The sequence below is a fragment of the Salibacter sp. genome (assembly GCF_031581065.1).
Classification (GTDB): Bacteria; Bacteroidota; Bacteroidia; order Flavobacteriales_G; family Salibacteraceae; genus Salibacter.
This window is the reverse complement of record NZ_JAVLBN010000007.1, coordinates 13,921-30,054: the sequence shown is the minus strand read 5'-3', so window position 1 is coordinate 30,054 and position 16,134 is coordinate 13,921. Positions and strand designations below refer to the sequence as shown.

General features: G+C 41.2%; 14 protein-coding genes. 4 read left to right on the top strand and 10 right to left on the bottom strand.

Going from position 1 to position 16,134, the window contains the following annotated elements:
- Nucleotides 1-12: 12 nt before the first annotated feature.
- Both RI557_RS03200 and RI557_RS03195 read right to left on the bottom strand, forming a co-directional pair.
- The gene (locus RI557_RS03200; protein ID WP_310667569.1) at nucleotides 13-1,929 is read right to left on the bottom strand and encodes a peptide MFS transporter; all 1,917 of its coding nucleotides are present in this window, start codon (nucleotides 1,927-1,929) and stop codon (nucleotides 13-15) included.
- Nucleotides 1,930-1,993: 64 nt separating this feature from the next.
- The gene (locus tag RI557_RS03195) at nucleotides 1,994-4,177 is read right to left on the bottom strand and encodes a S9 family peptidase (protein WP_310682095.1); all 2,184 of its coding nucleotides are present in this window, start codon (nucleotides 4,175-4,177) and stop codon (nucleotides 1,994-1,996) included.
- 110 nt (nucleotides 4,178-4,287) lie between these two features.
- On the opposite strand from RI557_RS03195, the gene RI557_RS03190 reads away from it, so the two are divergent.
- The gene (locus RI557_RS03190) at nucleotides 4,288-5,490 is read left to right on the top strand and encodes a PAS domain S-box protein (RefSeq protein WP_310667571.1); all 1,203 of its coding nucleotides are present in this window, start codon (nucleotides 4,288-4,290) and stop codon (nucleotides 5,488-5,490) included.
- Here the strand turns inward: RI557_RS03190 and RI557_RS03185 are convergent.
- From RI557_RS03185 to RI557_RS03175, 3 genes are all read right to left on the bottom strand, one after another.
- Complete coding sequence (locus RI557_RS03185) at nucleotides 5,487-6,332, bottom strand: universal stress protein (protein ID WP_310667572.1); 846 nt, start codon at nucleotides 6,330-6,332, stop codon at nucleotides 5,487-5,489. The genes RI557_RS03190 and RI557_RS03185 overlap by 4 nt on opposite strands.
- Before the next feature lie 70 nt (nucleotides 6,333-6,402).
- Entirely contained in the window at nucleotides 6,403-7,713 is a 1,311-nt protein-coding gene (locus tag RI557_RS03180; RefSeq protein ID WP_310682082.1) for an OmpA family protein, read from the bottom strand.
- A 5-nt stretch (nucleotides 7,714-7,718) separates the two neighbouring features.
- Nucleotides 7,719-9,887 (bottom strand): T9SS type A sorting domain-containing protein, encoded by a 2,169-nt coding sequence (locus RI557_RS03175; protein ID WP_310682079.1) that lies wholly within the window; start codon nucleotides 9,885-9,887, stop codon nucleotides 7,719-7,721.
- 134 nt (nucleotides 9,888-10,021) lie between these two features.
- Between RI557_RS03175 and RI557_RS03170 the strand changes: the two genes are divergently transcribed.
- Genes RI557_RS03170 through RI557_RS03160 form a run of 3 tightly spaced genes read left to right on the top strand, consistent with a single transcriptional unit; the run spans nucleotide 10,022 to nucleotide 12,016 of the window.
- Nucleotides 10,022-10,474 (top strand): RimK/LysX family protein, encoded by a 453-nt coding sequence (locus RI557_RS03170; RefSeq protein WP_310682076.1) that lies wholly within the window; start codon nucleotides 10,022-10,024, stop codon nucleotides 10,472-10,474.
- Nucleotides 10,449-11,354: a 30S ribosomal protein S6--L-glutamate ligase gene (gene rimK / locus RI557_RS03165; protein WP_310667576.1), complete on the top strand. Its 906-nt coding sequence runs from the start codon at nucleotides 10,449-10,451 to the stop codon at nucleotides 11,352-11,354. The genes RI557_RS03170 and rimK overlap by 26 nt, the downstream gene beginning before the upstream one ends.
- The gene (locus tag RI557_RS03160; protein ID WP_310682073.1) at nucleotides 11,354-12,016 is read left to right on the top strand and encodes a hypothetical protein; all 663 of its coding nucleotides are present in this window, start codon (nucleotides 11,354-11,356) and stop codon (nucleotides 12,014-12,016) included. Before rimK ends, RI557_RS03160 begins: the two co-directional genes overlap by 1 nt.
- A 43-nt stretch (nucleotides 12,017-12,059) precedes the next feature.
- Here the strand turns inward: RI557_RS03160 and RI557_RS03155 are convergent, their stop codons facing one another.
- The 5 genes from RI557_RS03155 to RI557_RS03135 are packed head-to-tail and all read right to left on the bottom strand — an operon-like array spanning nucleotide 12,060 to nucleotide 16,010.
- Complete coding sequence (locus RI557_RS03155; protein ID WP_310682070.1) at nucleotides 12,060-13,118, bottom strand: ArsO family NAD(P)H-dependent flavin-containing monooxygenase; 1,059 nt, start codon at nucleotides 13,116-13,118, stop codon at nucleotides 12,060-12,062.
- A 3-nt stretch (nucleotides 13,119-13,121) separates the two neighbouring features.
- The gene (gene arsB / locus RI557_RS03150; RefSeq protein ID WP_310682067.1) at nucleotides 13,122-14,156 is read right to left on the bottom strand and encodes an ACR3 family arsenite efflux transporter; all 1,035 of its coding nucleotides are present in this window, start codon (nucleotides 14,154-14,156) and stop codon (nucleotides 13,122-13,124) included.
- Entirely contained in the window at nucleotides 14,149-14,778 is a 630-nt protein-coding gene (locus RI557_RS03145) for a hypothetical protein (protein ID WP_310682065.1), read from the bottom strand. The genes arsB and RI557_RS03145 overlap by 8 nt, the downstream gene beginning before the upstream one ends.
- A 9-nt stretch (nucleotides 14,779-14,787) precedes the next feature.
- Nucleotides 14,788-15,675, bottom strand: coding sequence for an arsenite methyltransferase (locus RI557_RS03140; RefSeq protein ID WP_310667581.1), 888 nt, complete (start codon nucleotides 15,673-15,675; stop codon nucleotides 14,788-14,790).
- 11 nt (nucleotides 15,676-15,686) lie between these two features.
- Nucleotides 15,687-16,010, bottom strand: coding sequence for a metalloregulator ArsR/SmtB family transcription factor (locus RI557_RS03135; RefSeq protein WP_310667582.1), 324 nt, complete (start codon nucleotides 16,008-16,010; stop codon nucleotides 15,687-15,689).
- Nucleotides 16,011-16,134 lie beyond the last annotated feature (124 nt).

Here is a 16,134-nt window from a genome sequence, read left to right as displayed (position 1 = left end):
ACGATCTGATTTTTATTTGTCGTCATCCTCCTTATCAGCAACCTCAAAGCCTTCTTGCTCTTCGTGAGCTGAGCCTTTACGAGTATCTTCAGCTCCGTGAGTAAGCTTTTTGAGTTTCTTGAGGAACATGATCAACAGAATTCCAAATCCTGCAGTAAATGCAAAGATCAGCATGAATGTGCTGAATTCACGATCGTTTTCAAGTTCAAAAATTTCAACTTCAGCCTTGTAAGCTTGTATTGGTGCGTCAACTTCTTTTTTCTTTTCTTCATCCTGCTCAAACTTGATGACAGCCGTTAAATCCTTTTCGTTAGATTCATTGACGCGTGTCCTGATTGTTTTGATGTTTTCTTCATTGAGAACGATGAATTCGCTCAGGTTCTGACCATCTTTATCAACATTGATTTGGTTCTGATTCACAATGGTCAGATCTCCGTGAAGTTCAAAGTTGTGGCCATTCTCGATTGTTGTGTCAGCTACAAACTGAGTGAGTTGATCCTTTTCAGCTTTCACTTCAACTTTAATAGGTTCAGCCTGGGCAGATTCTCCAATGGCTCCGGCCAGCTTGTTTCCAAGTCCGGTTGCGGCAAAGTAGAAGCCCATCATAATGGACACGTATTTTGCCGGTGCCAGTTTCGTGATAAACGATAGGGCAACCGGAGAGGCTGATAGCTCACCAAGTGTGTGGAAGAGGTAGGCGAGAATGAGGAAAATCAGCATTCCTTTAGCGCCAACTTCAGTTCCGGCTTGTTGTGAAGCGATTGCCATAAAGATAAATCCGATACCCATGATAATGGTACCCATTGACATTTTGAGGATGGAAGAGGATTCTTTCCCCCTGTGTTTCCACCAAACCCAAAAGTTTGCAACAGCGGTTCCGAATAGAATAATAAATGCCGCATTTACTGCCTGAAAGGCTGATGCCGGTATTTCATATCCCATTACAACACGATTGATCTTTTGTTTTGTGTAGATGTTCATGAGTCCGCCTGCTTGCTCAAATGCTCCCCAAAAGACGATTACAATGAGGAAGGAGATGAGGATAACGGTCATTCGGTCTCGTTCAATTTGTGTAATATCCTGGTAAATCACCATAATAACACCAATACCAAAACTCAATGCAATTGTGAGGATACCGTAGCCGATAATCCCTTCGACAGCTATCAGGTAAACACCAAGTGCAATTATGGCGAGTGTAACATAACGTGATAGTGGTTTTTCAAAAATTTGCTTGAGCATATTGCTCGGCATTTCTTCTTCACCAGCTTCGTTGGTTTTGATGACTGATTCTGGTTTTTCACCAATGCCTTCAAGGTATTTTTGACCGGCCATATACACGATTTGGCCTAGAGCCATTCCAATACCGGCTAATCCAAAGCCGTAATGCCAGCCAATGGTTTCACCGATGTACCCAACGAGTAGAGATGAAGCGAGTGCTCCAATATTGATCCCGATGTAGAAAATTGTGAAACCTTTATCTCTACGGTCGTCACCCGGGCCATAAAGACCGCCAACCATTGTGGATATGTTTGGCTTTAAACCGCCTACACCCAATACGATGAGAATTAAACCAGTGTAGAAGGCCCACATTTGCTCTACAGCCAAAATACCGTGACCGGCACAGAGCAGGAGTCCACCGTATAGAACTGTTTTCTTTTGTCCGAGCCATTTATCAGCGATAATACCGCCTGGAATGGACATTACGTAAACCAACATGGTGTACCAGCCATAAAGTGCGAGTGCGTCACTCTCTTCCCAGCCGAGGCCGGGATTTTTATCTGAAACTGAACTGATAATGTAAAGTACCAAAATGGCACGCATCCCGTAATAGGAAAATCTTTCCCACAACTCTGTGAAAAAGAGAATGTAAAGTCCCATGGGATGACCAAAAAGCTCTTTGCGTTCTATCTTGTGTGCTCCTTCGTTCATTAGATTGTGTTATTACGTTGGTTTGTGAATTGATTCTAAATTGACGGGCCGAATATAGGTATTCTTAAAGATTTTCTTCTAACCAGTTCGTAAACTTGTCGTACAGGTGGTTGCGTGTATTTCCTCCGTAAATACCGTGATTGCGATCGGGGTAGACGTAGAGATCGAACTGTTTATTGGATCTGACCAATGCGTTGATCATCTCTGTAGCGTTTTGGAAATGAACATTATCATCGGCAGTTCCGTGAACGAGTAAATAGTTTCCTTCTAGCTCGCCTGTATAGTTGATGGGGGAGTTGTTGTCGTACCCATCCTGGTTTTCCTCTGGTGTTTGCATGTACCGCTCAGTATAAATGCTATCGTAATACCTCCAGGTTGTTACCGGAGCAACGGCAATTGCAGCATCAAAATACTTACTTCCTTTTGTGATGGCGAGTGAACTCATGTAACCGCCAAAGCTCCAACCCCAAATCCCGATGCGTTCATCGTCAACATAATCTTGTTTTTCGAGGTATTTCACAGTTTCGATGTAATCTTCCAACTCGAGTTTACCGAGTTGCTTGTATGTCGATTTTTTGAAATCAACTCCGCGTGCACCTGTTCCGCGGTTGTCAACTGAAATAACGATGTAGCCTTTTTGAGCGAGCATTTGGTGCCACATGTAATTTCCGCCACCCCATTCGTCAGTTACTGTTTGTGATCCCGGGCCACCGTAAATATTGATCAGAACCGGATATTCTTTTGTAGCGTCAAAGTCAATGGGTTTGATGATTGATGCGTTGAGTTCGTGTCCTTTCTCAGTTTTAAAGCTGAAGAATTCTTTGTTTGAAAGTGCGTATTCTTTCAATCTGTTCTTGAGGTTTTCGCTGTCTTTCAGAACCCTGATTTCATCTCCATTTGCGTTATTGAGCGTGATGTAGTTTGGGGAGTTAGCAGTGCTGTAAGTGTTGATGAAGAACTTCATTCCTTCGCTGAAGCTGGGAGAGTTCCAGCCATCCTGGCTGCTTATTTTTTGTTTGCGTTTTCCGTTGAGTTTGATTCGGTAAACATCGCGCTTCATGGGGCTCTGCTCAGCAGAGCGGTAATAGAGGTAGCCGCTTTCTTCATCGATTCCGTAGAAATCGGTTACTACCCAGTTGCCTTCTGTAATAGCTTTTGCCTTACCATCTTTCAAACTCACTTCATAGAGATGATTAAAGCCGCTTTTTTCAGAGCTCATGATGAATGATTTTCCGTCTTTGAGGAATGTCCAGTCATCAGTTATAGAAATGTAGGTGTCGTTTTCTTCTTCATAAATGACATTTTCCTCTCCACTTTTGGCGTTGAATGTTTTGATTGTTAGGTGGTTTTGGTGTCTGTTCATGCTCTGAATAGCAACCATGTTTGGGTTTTTAGTCCACTTTACGCGAGGGAAATATTCAGTGTAAGGCTTGTTGGTTTCAGCGATTTTCTTTGAGCTACCTTTATTTAAGTTGTAGAGCTTAATTTGAACATTGCTGTTTCGTTCGCCTGCTTTAGGATACTTGAATTTGTAATTTTCAGGGTAAAGGTCTCCCTGATACATAGCCATTGAGAATTCTCTCACGTGTTCTTCATCGAATCGGTAATAGGCGATGTGCTCGCCATCTGGTGACCAAAAGAAGGCCTTGTCAAATGCGAATTCCTCTTCGTAAACCCAGTCTGTTCCACCGTTAATGATTTTGTTCTTTTCTCCGTCTTTAGTGACTTGAGTAGTCTCTTTAGACTCGATATCATAAATGTAAAGGTTGTTTTCAGCTACATAAGCTACTTTGTCACCTTGAGGAGAAAATGTAGCGAATAGTTGTTTTGCTTCGCTGGGTAGCTTGGTGAGTTGTTTCGTTTTGAGGTCGTAGATGAAGTTGTACTCTTTAGTGGAATGGCGGTAGATTTTTTCAACTTCAGTTTTGAGTAATAATTGAGCTTCATCGTTTGAAAAGCTGTATCCACTGAACAGGAAGTTTTCTTTATCAAGATCAGTAGTTGAGAATAATGTATCTACAACCTCGCCATTTTTATAAGCATGTTTAACAATGTGCAGTCCTTTTTTGCTTCTATCAAGAGTTGTGTAGTGGATTCCGTCATTCATCGATCTCAATCCCCACACACGATCCTGCCTGAACATTCCTTTTAACCAAATGTCGCTGGTTTGAATTTCTTTGTCTTGAGAAAAGGCAATTGTATTTAATACTGTTGCCAGAATAGCAATTGTGATAGACTTTACATTCATTTCCAAAATATTTTTGCGCAATATAATAGTTTGTGTTGAAAAGCGGGTAACTTTAGAAGGACTCAACAATATTGTTAGATGAAACTATTTTTATACATTGTTGAACGAAAATGTGGAGTCCAGATCAAAATAGCTTTAGCATTGTCTTAACATACGCATCAATAGGCTGTGTTTACATTCTTCTTTCAGATTATGTAGGAGAATTATTATTTCCTGAATTAAACGGATATGGCGTTTTTCAAACAATCAAGGGACTGTTTTTTGTCATTACAACGGCTCTATTATTATTGATTTTAATTCGCAATTTTTCAGGACGTATAGAGCATTCCAATAAACAATACCGCTATTTCTTTCAGAACCACCCCAATCCAATTGTTATCTACAACACCAATACGTTAGAAATTGTAAATGCTAACAGAGCTTCCCTGTCCTTTTTGCAGGGAACAAAAGAAGAAGTGATAGGAATCGGAATCAATGAGTTTCTTGATCACAATCAATATGGACGCTTTAATAAGGTGGTGAATACAGCACGTACAAAATCCAAATACAGGTCTTTGGGGTGGAAGATTCACAAAATCAACGGTGATGTTGCTGAGGTCTCTATTGTTTCACACTCTGTAACTCACGACTCTGATAATGTGGAAAGACTCATTATGGTTGAGGATCTGACCGAAAAAATCAGGAGTCAAAGAAAATTAAAAAAGAGCCAGGAGCGGTTACAGCAGGTTCTCGATGGTATCGACTATACAATTTGGTGGGACTCCAGCGCTGATGATGGCTTTTTCTATGTGAGCCAGGCTGCTGAAGATCTCTATGCAAAGGATATTGAACTACTCGAAAACGATCCTATGTACTGGTACAAGTATATTTTAAGTGAAGATAAACCAAAGGTTGATAAGGTATTGGATGAATTTCAAAAACACCCTACGTATCAAAAAGAAATCGTTTACAGAATCAAGGATGAAATAGGTAACATCAAATGGGTTTCAAACAAGGTTTGGAAGAGTATGATTAATGGAAATTCTACCTTTCGAGGAATCACCATTGATATTACAGACCAAATCAATTATAAAAAAGAGCGCGAATCATACATTAAACAGATTGAAAATTATGCATTTTCAGCTTCGCACGAATTGCGTAAACCCATATCTAATATACTGGGATTAACTAATTTACTCTTTGAAAATATTGAAGATAAAGAAAAAGCCACGCATTATGCGCGGCTTTTAGAAAATAGTAGTGATGAACTCGATAAGTTAACAAAGAGACTCATCAATGATTTAGAATATACGCAACGTAAGCAGGTAGATTAACCTCTCATTGCACTCCAGTTTCCCTGCATGTAATCAGTTGATTTAATAACGAATAGGGGCATATTTGATTTCACAAGTGTTTCTTCATCTTGATTTCCTCTCAGTCTACTGATCAATCCCGGATCGTGGTGGAATACCTTGGCAACAAGGTCAGCATCTATTCTATTGGCAAAGTCAACCACAACACTAACCTCATCATCGCCCTGTAAAATAGCATCTGTGTATTTTATTCCGTATTCCTCAAACTGCTTTTTGAGTTGATTCATGAAAATCTTGAGATCTCTACGATCTCCGTCAGTCATATCAACATCAAGCCCTATGAGGTGGATTGTAGCACCTAGTCGCTGTGCTAATCTTATTGTAGCAAAAGTCTTTTGCCTGGCATAATCCCAAAGGTTTAATGGGAAAACGATGTCCTCGAGATCTTTTAGCGTTTCGTCTTCTTTAATCGCTAAAACGGGAAGCTTAGTGCCGCGAACAATCTTCATGATATTGGGGCCAAAAAAGCGATCAAGACCTTTTTTAACTTGATATCCAACAACAAAATATGCCGGAGCGAGTTTGGTTACTTCTCTGTTTAATTCTTCTACAATATCGCCACCACCATCAACAATATTGAATTTCACTTCCACATCACCCAGTTGATCTTTTGCCTGATCAACCATTCTAGCCATCTTTCTATCAGCAGTAACTTCTGTTTCAGAGTCCTCTAAAAGAACATGAACCAGATGTATTTCAGCTCTCAGCTTTTTGGCTAGTGCAATAGATTCTTCAAATGCATGCTGAGCTATAGAAGTGAAGTCAGTGCAAACTGCAATTTTGTTTGTGTCTTGTGTGCTCATTAATCTAGGTTTAATTCATGAATCGTTTCGAAAATAGAATAGTTATTTGTTAAATCAAATTATTCAACATTTATTGAACAAAAATAATTCTGACTCTGCGGTTTTTAGCTCTTCCTTCTTCAGAATTATTATCAGAAGCCGGCCTTGAAAAATCAAAAGCTTTAGGTGTCATATCCCATTCAACATCCTGATCAATTAAATAGTTTTGAACCCACATGGCTCGCTGGTAGCTGAGTGTTCGATTGTACTTTTTTGTTCCTTTATTATCAGTGTGTCCTTCAATTTTCACTTGCTTCACATCCAAATTATTAGGGATTTCCTCAAGCCATTCTGAAAATCGTGCAATCTGGTTTTCATTTGGAATTTGCTCGTCAAAATCAAAGTAAATAGCATACTCGTACTTCTTTTTATCCTTAACTTTTTCAGGATCATCAACCGTTTTAATTTCCTTTTGTTTGGTTTCGGTCAGATCCTTACTTTCAGTCTCAAGTACCTGTATTTCCTGGTTTTCGAGCTCTTTTTGAGTAAGCGGTTCTGAACCTTCAATTTTCAGCCTTTCCTGTTCAAATTGCTCAAAATAGCGCCTGTTTTCCATGATGAACTCCTCTTCGTCCTGACTCTTAAACGAGCCACCTTCCAAAAATACAGCAGAATCGTATCGTGAATCTCCTGCATCAGCAATTGCAATTTTTATTCGGTAAGCTCTTCCCGGTTTCACCTTAGCGTATGCGATCAATGGTTTGGTAATTCCATCGTATTCAATCGTTTTTTGCGCTACAGACATCGGTTTGAAATTTGTGTTGTCGATGTAAAACTGACTGTATCGCTCACTGTTGATGTTGTCAATTGTGATTGCTTCATCAGTGTTTGGAATTACCGCAAGATTCTGTCTTTCCTGCGTTTTGAGATCAGTTAGGTAAAAGACGAAAACATCATTAAAACCGCGATTTACATATTCTGGATACTCTTCAGATCCAAAAACATAGCGGAATGAGACGGTGTTTTGTTGCGGTACAAAGTCGAAGGTGAGGACCGTTGCATCAAATGTGACTCCTTTTGCTATTCTGTCAAGATCTGGATCTCCGGGAACGCCCATTGAACCACTCGCACCGGTTTCAACATTTTGCATTGGAATAATGCCGGCACTTCCGGTACTCAAAACAACACCTCTTTTAATGGGTAGTATTGAATTCTCGTTTTCGAAAAGCTTGAAACTGCCGCGAGCTCCTCGTGTGTAATCGAGGTTTCGCGTTTCCAACTCACCTTTTGTGAGTACATTGTTGACCACATGGTCGAGTGTTTTGATTTCGTCAATCAGCAGTTGGGCTCTGACCGAAACTGCAGACAGCAAAAATAGTGCGATGAATAATTTCTTAGACATAAAGATTAGCGGAGTTTAACGAAAGGTTCCTCTAAAAGTTGATTATCGCCCGCTTGAATGACAACGCGGTAAATGCCTTCTTGGAGTGGGGCGGTATTGAAAATGAGCTGATTGTTTCCTTCCTGAACGCTTGTACTCATCAATTTTTTAACGATTTTGCCGGTTGCGTCAATGATGTAAACATCGACTTTCTGTTGCTGACTCATTGAGAAATCAATCGTGAGGTCATTGATAACAGGGTTTGGAAAAATGCGTGACTTTCCAACGCTGAATTGATTTTCCTCAGCGATATTACCACTCATCGAAACTTCGCAGTTCCAGTCATCAATAACTTTCAATTCAAACGGGCCATTACACCCGTTGAACGTGTAAGAACTATCTGATTGTTCACCGTTCCACAAAAAAGTATAAGGTGCCTTTCCGCCACTTACATTTGCTGAAAGTTTCACTTCGCAGCGATTAGCAGGTGAGAATGTTGTGTCAACAGCTAATTGAGGATCGCTGGTTTCAGCGGGAGCAATGGTGAGTTTACTCAACCATGTATTGCTTTGATTTCCACCTTTGCCGTAAAAACCTCCTGTGTAAACAGTTCCGGGATTGTTATAAACGCGCTGAATGCCAAAGTAATCGCCCCATCTTTCAGTAGCTCCCTGTTGTTTATCGACAACGCCCTCACCACGCTTGAGCGTCACTCTTGGCGAATATTCGCGAGTGTTATGGTTGTAGTAAATTGCCGAAACACCCGGGTGAAAAGTAGGAGAGGTGTGATTAAAACCGATCATGTACGTATTATCGCAATCGCTCATTCCGGTGTAAGCCAGTTTGGGGTAACCGAAATCGAGTGTGTCGCTAGCAATAATATTTCCGGTAAAAGTTCTGTTTCCGTTTAGCGAATCAATTACACCGTGATAAACTGCAGCGTTATTCGTTTCAAAATCACGTGTATTACCCACAAAGTGAATTTCATCTTCAAATAAAATAGCACCTAACCAGCGCGCATCATTTGTTTGCAAGCCCAAAGAATCTGCACTGCCGGGAGGTGTGTCACCTTGTTTTCCATTTGGTGGAACACCATAAGGCTGATCGAGTTTGCCCATCCCAATGTTGAGCGCAGCTTCTCCACTCTGCATAGTATTTGTAACTTCTACAATAAAAACAGAATCATTTTGCACATCAAAATTGCGGTTGCTGAGGAAGTAAGCGTTTGGGCCTGATGGACCGTCAGGGCCTTCAACGGGATTGAGATTTCGCAAGTAACGTCCCTGGTATTTAATATTGTCCCAAAGCTGTAAATCAACTTCAGAATTTCCTGCGTAAGCGCCATCCAAATCCATTTGCCAAATTACTGATCCGCGAAAGCCTTCCTGCCAGCTCACATTATTTTCAATGAGATTGATTGTTACAAAAAGCTCATTTTCAGTAATGGTCAGAGCCGGATAATCTGTCCACTCGTTTACATCACGAGGATTCCCTGTAATCGCATAAACCGACCATCCATCTCTCGGATCTGACGTGTTTGAAAAACCCACAACTATTTGACTGTCATCTGGCCCGCGGCCATCCAAAAAGGCAAAGATGAATCGGTCGTGGTTAGGGTCGTAAAGTAGCTTGGGATCAAATGGGAAAGTGTTTTCGTTTGATGGACTGATTGAATCTCCAGCAAATTCCTTGAATGAAATTGTTTTTGTAGAACCAATTTGATCCTTGAAAAGAATTGTATCAGCTTCGAGATCGTAACCCCACAGGTAAGAGTTGACCGAGGCTAAAAGAATGTTGTCATTATTGACGGCTATAGTATTGTCAAGCGGAACACCACCTGAGAGTAAATAATTTGTATCGAGAGGAGCCAGGTAACGATACATCGCCATTTGCCAATTGATTGTGGGCGCTGGAGCGTTCATGTTGATTGAATTGGTAGCTTTAAAAGCTCCTTTTTTGTGAAGCCGTGACCCTTTAATTTTTTGACGCAATAAAAAAGATTTATAAGAATCGCCACCAGGAGTTGGAGCTTCTACGTTTTTTATTCGGGCATCAAAATCTGGTGTTTTATTGTTAGGCGTGTATTGATTGATCTTTTTAGCTGTGAAATTTTTAGGCTGATGTTCTTGTTGACTAAAAGATAAACTAACGCTACAAATACCAAAGATTGCAACTGTTATAAACTGCTTTAGCATACTTTTACAATTTCGTTTCTAATGTACGAAATTCTTGTATTAAAAGAAGTTTTCGTAAAGTTTATTGTTTACTAACACTTAACCTGTAATTTGCAATTGTGTTGGATTATCGCTAATCTTATTAGCTGTAAATTATGATGAAAAGAATTATTGGCGGTTCTGACCGTATCGATTTTCCGGAATTAGAACTCGAAAATGTAGAGGCACGAATTGACACAGGAGCCAAGAGCTCATCGATCAGAGCCAGCTACATCAAAGAGACAGAGAAAGATGGTAAGAAGATTTTGCGCTTTTGCCTGCTGGGAAATCGAAAAAAAACGTACTATTTTGACCAGTATTGGACAAGAGAGGTGAAGAGTAGTAACGGACAAACACAAAAGCGATTTGTAGTAAAGTTAAGGGTCGAGATCTTTGGTCACAGGACCCTGACTGACTTTACTTTGGCGCGCAGAAAAGAAATGCGCTATCCGGTTTTACTGGGCCGTAGATTACTGCGCAACCGTTACGTAGTAGATGTGAGTAAAAAGAATTTATCATACGATCAAAAGAAGATAAACAAGGATGCGAATAGCAATATTATCTCGTAACGCGAATTTATATTCGACAAGAAGACTCGTTGAGGCTGCCGAGCAGAGAGGGCATGAAGCCATTGTATTGGATCATTTAAAATGTTCTGTTACATCTGAAATCGGCAATCCTCAAGTATTTTATAACGGTAAAGAAGTAAAAGGCATCAACGCGATAATTCCGCGCATTGGGAACTCTGTTACGATGTACGGAACGGCAATTGTTCGCCAGTTTGAAATGCAAAAGGTCTTTTCTGCAAATTCATCATTGGCAATAGTCAGAGCCCGGGATAAACTGCGCAGCATCCAAATTCTATCACGTCATCACGTTGGTATTCCCAAAACGGTTTTTGCCAATCACGCTAAAGACATTAACAACCTGATTACGCTAATCGGTGGTCCGCCAGTAGTGATTAAGTTACTTGAAGGAACACAGGGAATTGGCGTTGTCCTTGCCGAAACGCGCAAAGCAGCCAAGAGTGTAGTGGAAGCTTTTCACGGTCTCAAAGCTGATATACTCGTTCAGGAATTCATCAAGGAAGCTGACGGAGCTGATATTCGGGCATTTGTTGTCAACGGAAAAGTTGTTGGTGCCATGAAAAGACAGGGAGCTGAAGGTGAATTCAGAAGTAACCTACACCGTGGCGGAACTTCATCAGCAGTTAAGTTATCACCTGCTGAACGTAAAGCGGCAGTTGCTTCAGCGAAAGCGATGGGATTATCTGTTGCTGGTGTAGATCTCTTACAGAGTTCTCGCGGACCACTGATTTTAGAGGTAAACTCATCTCCGGGGTTGGAAGGAATTGAAAAGGCTCTCAAAAAAGATATCGCCACTCGCATTATCCAGTTCGTGGAAAAAGGAACAGAGAAGAGAATAAAGGTCGATAAAGTGGGAGCGTAATGCGGAGGTTTTTCATATTTCTGTTAGTTGTTATCCCTTCATTGACAATTGCTCAGCGAAACTTCACTAATATTGATTTCAGGGATGGAATATATTTAAAATATGAAGACTTTCAGCTCAATGATCCGCTCTTGCCGCAGGAGGTTTATACACCTCTAGATAAAAATGACCCTGAATTTTTCACGAAATTGTTTGAGCTCACGAGCTTTAGATATGAAAACGAAAACGGTGAGCTTGTGAATGTTTTTACAGATGAAGTCTTTGGGTTGTGCGCAAACGGAAATCCTTATGTGCAGGCCGGTGGCGGTTTTTACAAGATAATGGTCCTCGGGAAATTGTCGTATTTTCTCATTAACGATGTGCAAAGCGGATTTAAACCACAGGTTGGTTTAGCCGCAGGAAGTTTTGGTACTGCAGCAGGAGTTTCAATTCCGGTTGGAGGCTATTCAAATGAAATGCGCTCTTTCATTTTTGAATTCCAGAGTGGAGAAATCAAGGAAATGACTCCGCAAAATGTGGCAGAATTCATTAAGGATGATGAGCAGCTCTATCAGCAATTTATGAACCTCAAACGCAGAGAGCGCAATGTGGCCATGTACATTTATGTGAGGAAGTACAACGAGAAGTATCCGGTATCGTTTCCAGATAAAAAAGAAGGTTAGTTTTTTCTCAATTTCACAGTAGCAGCAAATTACTGTCAATTCATCAATCATTGAGCTTAGAAAGAAATTCCTCAATTTCTTTAACTGTTTGCTTCGCTGTTCTTCCAACTCCGATTAATGTAGCAGATGCAAAACCCGTAAACCCACCATATCCAACGAGCCACAACCCGGGATGATTGATTGCACGTGTTTTATCTGTCTCAATTTTTCCTTTCTGATCTGTTTTCACTAAAGGTTTGAGGTGTTGGGTAGCATAGCCAAATCCTGTGCACCAAATAATAACATCAATTTCCTCGAAACTTCCATCAGTCCATGATACTCCATTCTCTGAGATGCTTTTCAGTTGTTTTGGATTTTCGTAAACGCCACGCTCACGAGCTTCTTTTACAGTCGGAACCATGACAATATTACCCAGGTTGTACTGGCTCGCATCAAAATGTTCACCCTTTTGTTTGGCGTAGTATTTTGCTGATGCCACATCAAACAGAACGTGTCCGTCCACATCATCAGGGAGGAAGTCAGGTGAGTTTTTGGTAGCCCAGTGAGTGTCAGAAACTTTTGAGACTTCAGCTAAAATCTGTGCTCCGCTATTTCCTTCTCCCACGATCAGAACCTTTTTGCCCGTGAGCCCATCAGGTTTCTGATAGTGAGCAGAATGCATTTGCTTTCCGTTGAATAGTTCTTTTCCCGGGACATTCGGGATGTAAGGATTTCGCAATGTGCCCGTTGCCGTGATGACTGCCCGGCTCTGAACGTTACCTTTAGACGTTTTTAAAGTGAAAAGATCATTCTCTTTGTGCAGACTCTCAACTTCCACAGGGCGCTCCACCGGTACGTTGTACTTCTTTTCGTACTTGCAGAGATAGTCGATCACCTCCTTGCGCGTTGGGTAACGCTCTTTTGAAGGCGGCATGAACCAACCCGGCAGTGAGCTGTGCTTTGCAGGCGAAAATAGCGTCAATGAATCCCAGTACTCGTTCCACGAACCTCCACATTGCCGGGATGCATCGAGAATTGTGTAATCGATATCAGTCCTGCGCAAATAGTAGGCACAGGCGAGCGCACTCTGTCCCGCGCCAATTATGATGAGGTCTTTTTTCATGTTTTATTCGTATTTCCAGCGTTTAGCTATTTGAACCAGTGAAAGCATTATGGGAACTTCAATTAGGACTCCCACAACAGTTGTCAAAGCAGCTCCGGAGTTGAGCCCGAAAATTGCAATTGCCACAGCCACAGCCAACTCAAAGAAGTTGCTGGATCCAATCATTGAAGCTGGCGCACAAATACGGTAAGGCAATTTCCAAAATTTTCCGGTAAACCAGGTTAGGAAAAAGATGAAATATGTTTGAATGGTTAACGGTATAGCAATGAGCAAAATATGAGCGGGTTTGTTGAGGATTGTTTCACCCTGAAAGGAAAACAGGAGTAGGAGAGTGGACAAAACAGCTATGATTGAAACGGGTTTTAAGGTTGGCAAAAACTTTTCATTGAACCATTTTCTTCCTTTTCGCCTGATGAGGTACTTGTTTGTTAGGTATCCAGCTACGAGGGGAATCACAACAAATACGATTACAGAAGTAGTGAGTACATCAAATGGAATTTGAAATTCGGTAATTCCAAGTAGAAATTGAACTATTGGGATAAAAGCAACGAGTAGAATAAGGTCATTGATTGAAACCTGAACGAGCGTGTAGTTTGGATCTCCACCTGATAAATAAGACCAAACAAATACCATTGCTGTACAGGGAGCGGCTCCTAATATTATGGCTCCGGCTATGTATTCATCAGCCTGCTGAGGCGTAATAAAGGCGTTGAATAGGTTATCAAAAAACAACCAGGCAAAGAAGGCCATTGTAAAGGGTTTTATCAACCAGTTCACAATCACGGTTAGGCTGAGACCTTTGATATTCCTACCTGGTTTTTTAAGTGAAGAAAAGTCGATTTGAACCATCATGGGGAATATCATCATCCAAACCAAAATAGCGACCGGAATATTGACGTGAGCTATTTCCCACGATGAAATCACAGCCATTTGATCCTGAAAAATCGATCCTACTGCAACACCAACTACAATACAAATCAACACCCACACGGTAAGGTATTTTTCAAAAAAGCCAATTCCGCCTTTCTCTTTACTCATCTGTTTTTATTTTTTTGATCAAGTATTTTATTTCTCTTGCAATCTGCATGTTAGTTTCTCTATAAAATTCCATTTCACGGTCAGAGCCATCATAGCTGCCCGGGTCTGAGTAGGTGAGTGAAAAACGCATGCTGGCTTGAGGAATGAACGGGCAATTTTCATCTGCCTGAGAACAGGTCGTGATGGCAATATAGTTTTTGGGAAGCGATTCATCATCGATAGACTTGGAAAAGAGCTCGATAAGGTTCTCTTTTTTTGAAAACGATAGCTTGAAAATTGGATTATCAACTGGCCTTGTATCTTTTTTTATTTCAAAACCGGCTTCCTCAAGAACGTTCAATATGTTGGGGTGAACCTTTGTGACTTCGGTTCCGCTGGAGTAGGAGTGGATTTTGAGATCGTAGAGGTAGCTGAAGTAGTGCGACCAAACCTGAGCGAGCTGACTACGCCTTGAGTTATGGGTGCAAATAAAATTCAGGCTGAGCGTATTCGCTTCGCTATAAACAGAACTGAGCGACTCAGCAATATTGTTGAGTCGCTCAATTCGTGATGGTTTGATTTCAGAATCGTTGAGTGATTCCGTCAATAACTTCAGCCGTTTGTTTGGATCTGACTGTGACATAAACTGTGATTAGCAGCAACCGCCACCCGGAGAGCATTCTGATTGTGCAGCATCACCGGCCATTGCCATGTTGACTTCCTTCTTTTCAGCTCCGGCTTTTTGAGCAAAAACGGTGATGCTGAAAATACCGATGTCACCATTTTTAAATTCTTCCATTTTCTCGTTGCTGAGGTATTTTGAAAGGATATCATCTGGAATGGTAATGGTCTTTTCTTTTTGGATGGTGATGTTTTCAAATCCGGTTTCTTTGATGTGACCGAGGTAGTCGTCCTTTTGAATTGCTCCTCCAATGCAACCGGCATACATTTCGGCATCGTTGCGCAGTTCCTGGGGAAGCTCGCCAACGAGCACGATATCCGATATGCTGAAGTGTCCACCCGGCTTGAGCGTACGGTGAATTTCCTGAATCACTTTTTGCTTATCGGGAACGAGGTTGAGCACACAGTTGCTCACGATAACATCAGCAACGTTGTCATTGACCGGCATGTCTTCGATATCACCCTGCCTAAATTCTACGTTGTTGTAGCCCAGCTTTTCAGCATTTGCACGTGCTTTCGTGATCATCGCATCAGTGAAATCAATCCCGATGACTTTTCCTTTTTTACCCGTTTCGTGGCGAGCTACAAAGCAATCGTTTCCGGCACCTGAACCCAAATCGATTACCGTGTCACCTTCTTTGATTTGAGCGAACTGAGTGGGTAGTCCGCATCCCAGTCCGAGATCAGCTTCTTCATTATAGCCTTCAACTTTTGTGTAGTCATCCGTCATGATGTTGTACACTTTTTGTGAAGTTCCGCCCGCTCCGCAGCAGGAAGATTGATTTTCTGCTTTATCCTGTTCAGCTATTTCACTGTATTTCTTGCGAACAGTCTCTTTTAATTCTTCTGATTTATTCATGATATTTTATTTTAACAACATTCATTTTTGTATTCATCAAACAGACCAGTTAGCAGGTCTTTACATTCGTTCCATTTCGTTGCGTTGATGCAGTAGCTCATTGAAGATCCCTCTACAGTTCCCTGTATGATTCCCACATTCTTGAGTTCTTTCAGGTGCTGACTAATCGTAGCCTGTGCCAATCCTAATTCCTGCACCAGGTCACTGTTGATACAGGCATTGATTCTTGACAGATGCTGAACGATCGCAATCCGTGCAGGATGCCCTAATATCCTGGCAATCTTGGCCAATTCGTTTTGTTGTTCTGTGAAGAGATCAGTACGTGTTACTCCCATCGTTACATTGTTTAATCGCAATATTACGATAAATTATTTGAATGGGCGCACTCATCATCCTCTTTTTATTTAGAGGAATAAATACATCTTTTCTTCAATTAGTTGGATTATAGATAGGGCGAAT

Coding starts and splice junctions, on each gene's coding strand:
- RI557_RS03175 (WP_310682079.1), bottom strand. CDS start 9,887: ATGCTAAAGCAGTTTATAACAGTTGCAATCTTTGGTATTTGTAGCGTT.
- RI557_RS03200 (WP_310667569.1), bottom strand. CDS start 1,929: ATGAACGAAGGAGCACACAAGATAGAACGCAAAGAGCTTTTTGGTCAT.
- RI557_RS03135 (WP_310667582.1), bottom strand. CDS start 16,010: ATGGGAGTAACACGTACTGATCTCTTCACAGAACAACAAAACGAATTG.
- RI557_RS03155 (WP_310682070.1), bottom strand. CDS start 13,118: ATGAAAAAAGACCTCATCATAATTGGCGCGGGACAGAGTGCGCTCGCC.
- RI557_RS03185 (WP_310667572.1), bottom strand. CDS start 6,332: ATGAGCACACAAGACACAAACAAAATTGCAGTTTGCACTGACTTCACT.
- RI557_RS03190 (WP_310667571.1), top strand. CDS start 4,288: ATGTGGAGTCCAGATCAAAATAGCTTTAGCATTGTCTTAACATACGCA.
- arsB (WP_310682067.1), bottom strand. CDS start 14,156: ATGAGTAAAGAGAAAGGCGGAATTGGCTTTTTTGAAAAATACCTTACC.
- RI557_RS03180 (WP_310682082.1), bottom strand. CDS start 7,713: ATGTCTAAGAAATTATTCATCGCACTATTTTTGCTGTCTGCAGTTTCG.
- RI557_RS03160 (WP_310682073.1), top strand. CDS start 11,354: ATGCGGAGGTTTTTCATATTTCTGTTAGTTGTTATCCCTTCATTGACA.
- RI557_RS03145 (WP_310682065.1), bottom strand. CDS start 14,778: ATGTCACAGTCAGATCCAAACAAACGGCTGAAGTTATTGACGGAATCA.
- rimK (WP_310667576.1), top strand. CDS start 10,449: ATGCGAATAGCAATATTATCTCGTAACGCGAATTTATATTCGACAAGA.
- RI557_RS03170 (WP_310682076.1), top strand. CDS start 10,022: ATGATGAAAAGAATTATTGGCGGTTCTGACCGTATCGATTTTCCGGAA.
- RI557_RS03195 (WP_310682095.1), bottom strand. CDS start 4,177: ATGAATGTAAAGTCTATCACAATTGCTATTCTGGCAACAGTATTAAAT.
- RI557_RS03140 (WP_310667581.1), bottom strand. CDS start 15,675: ATGAATAAATCAGAAGAATTAAAAGAGACTGTTCGCAAGAAATACAGT.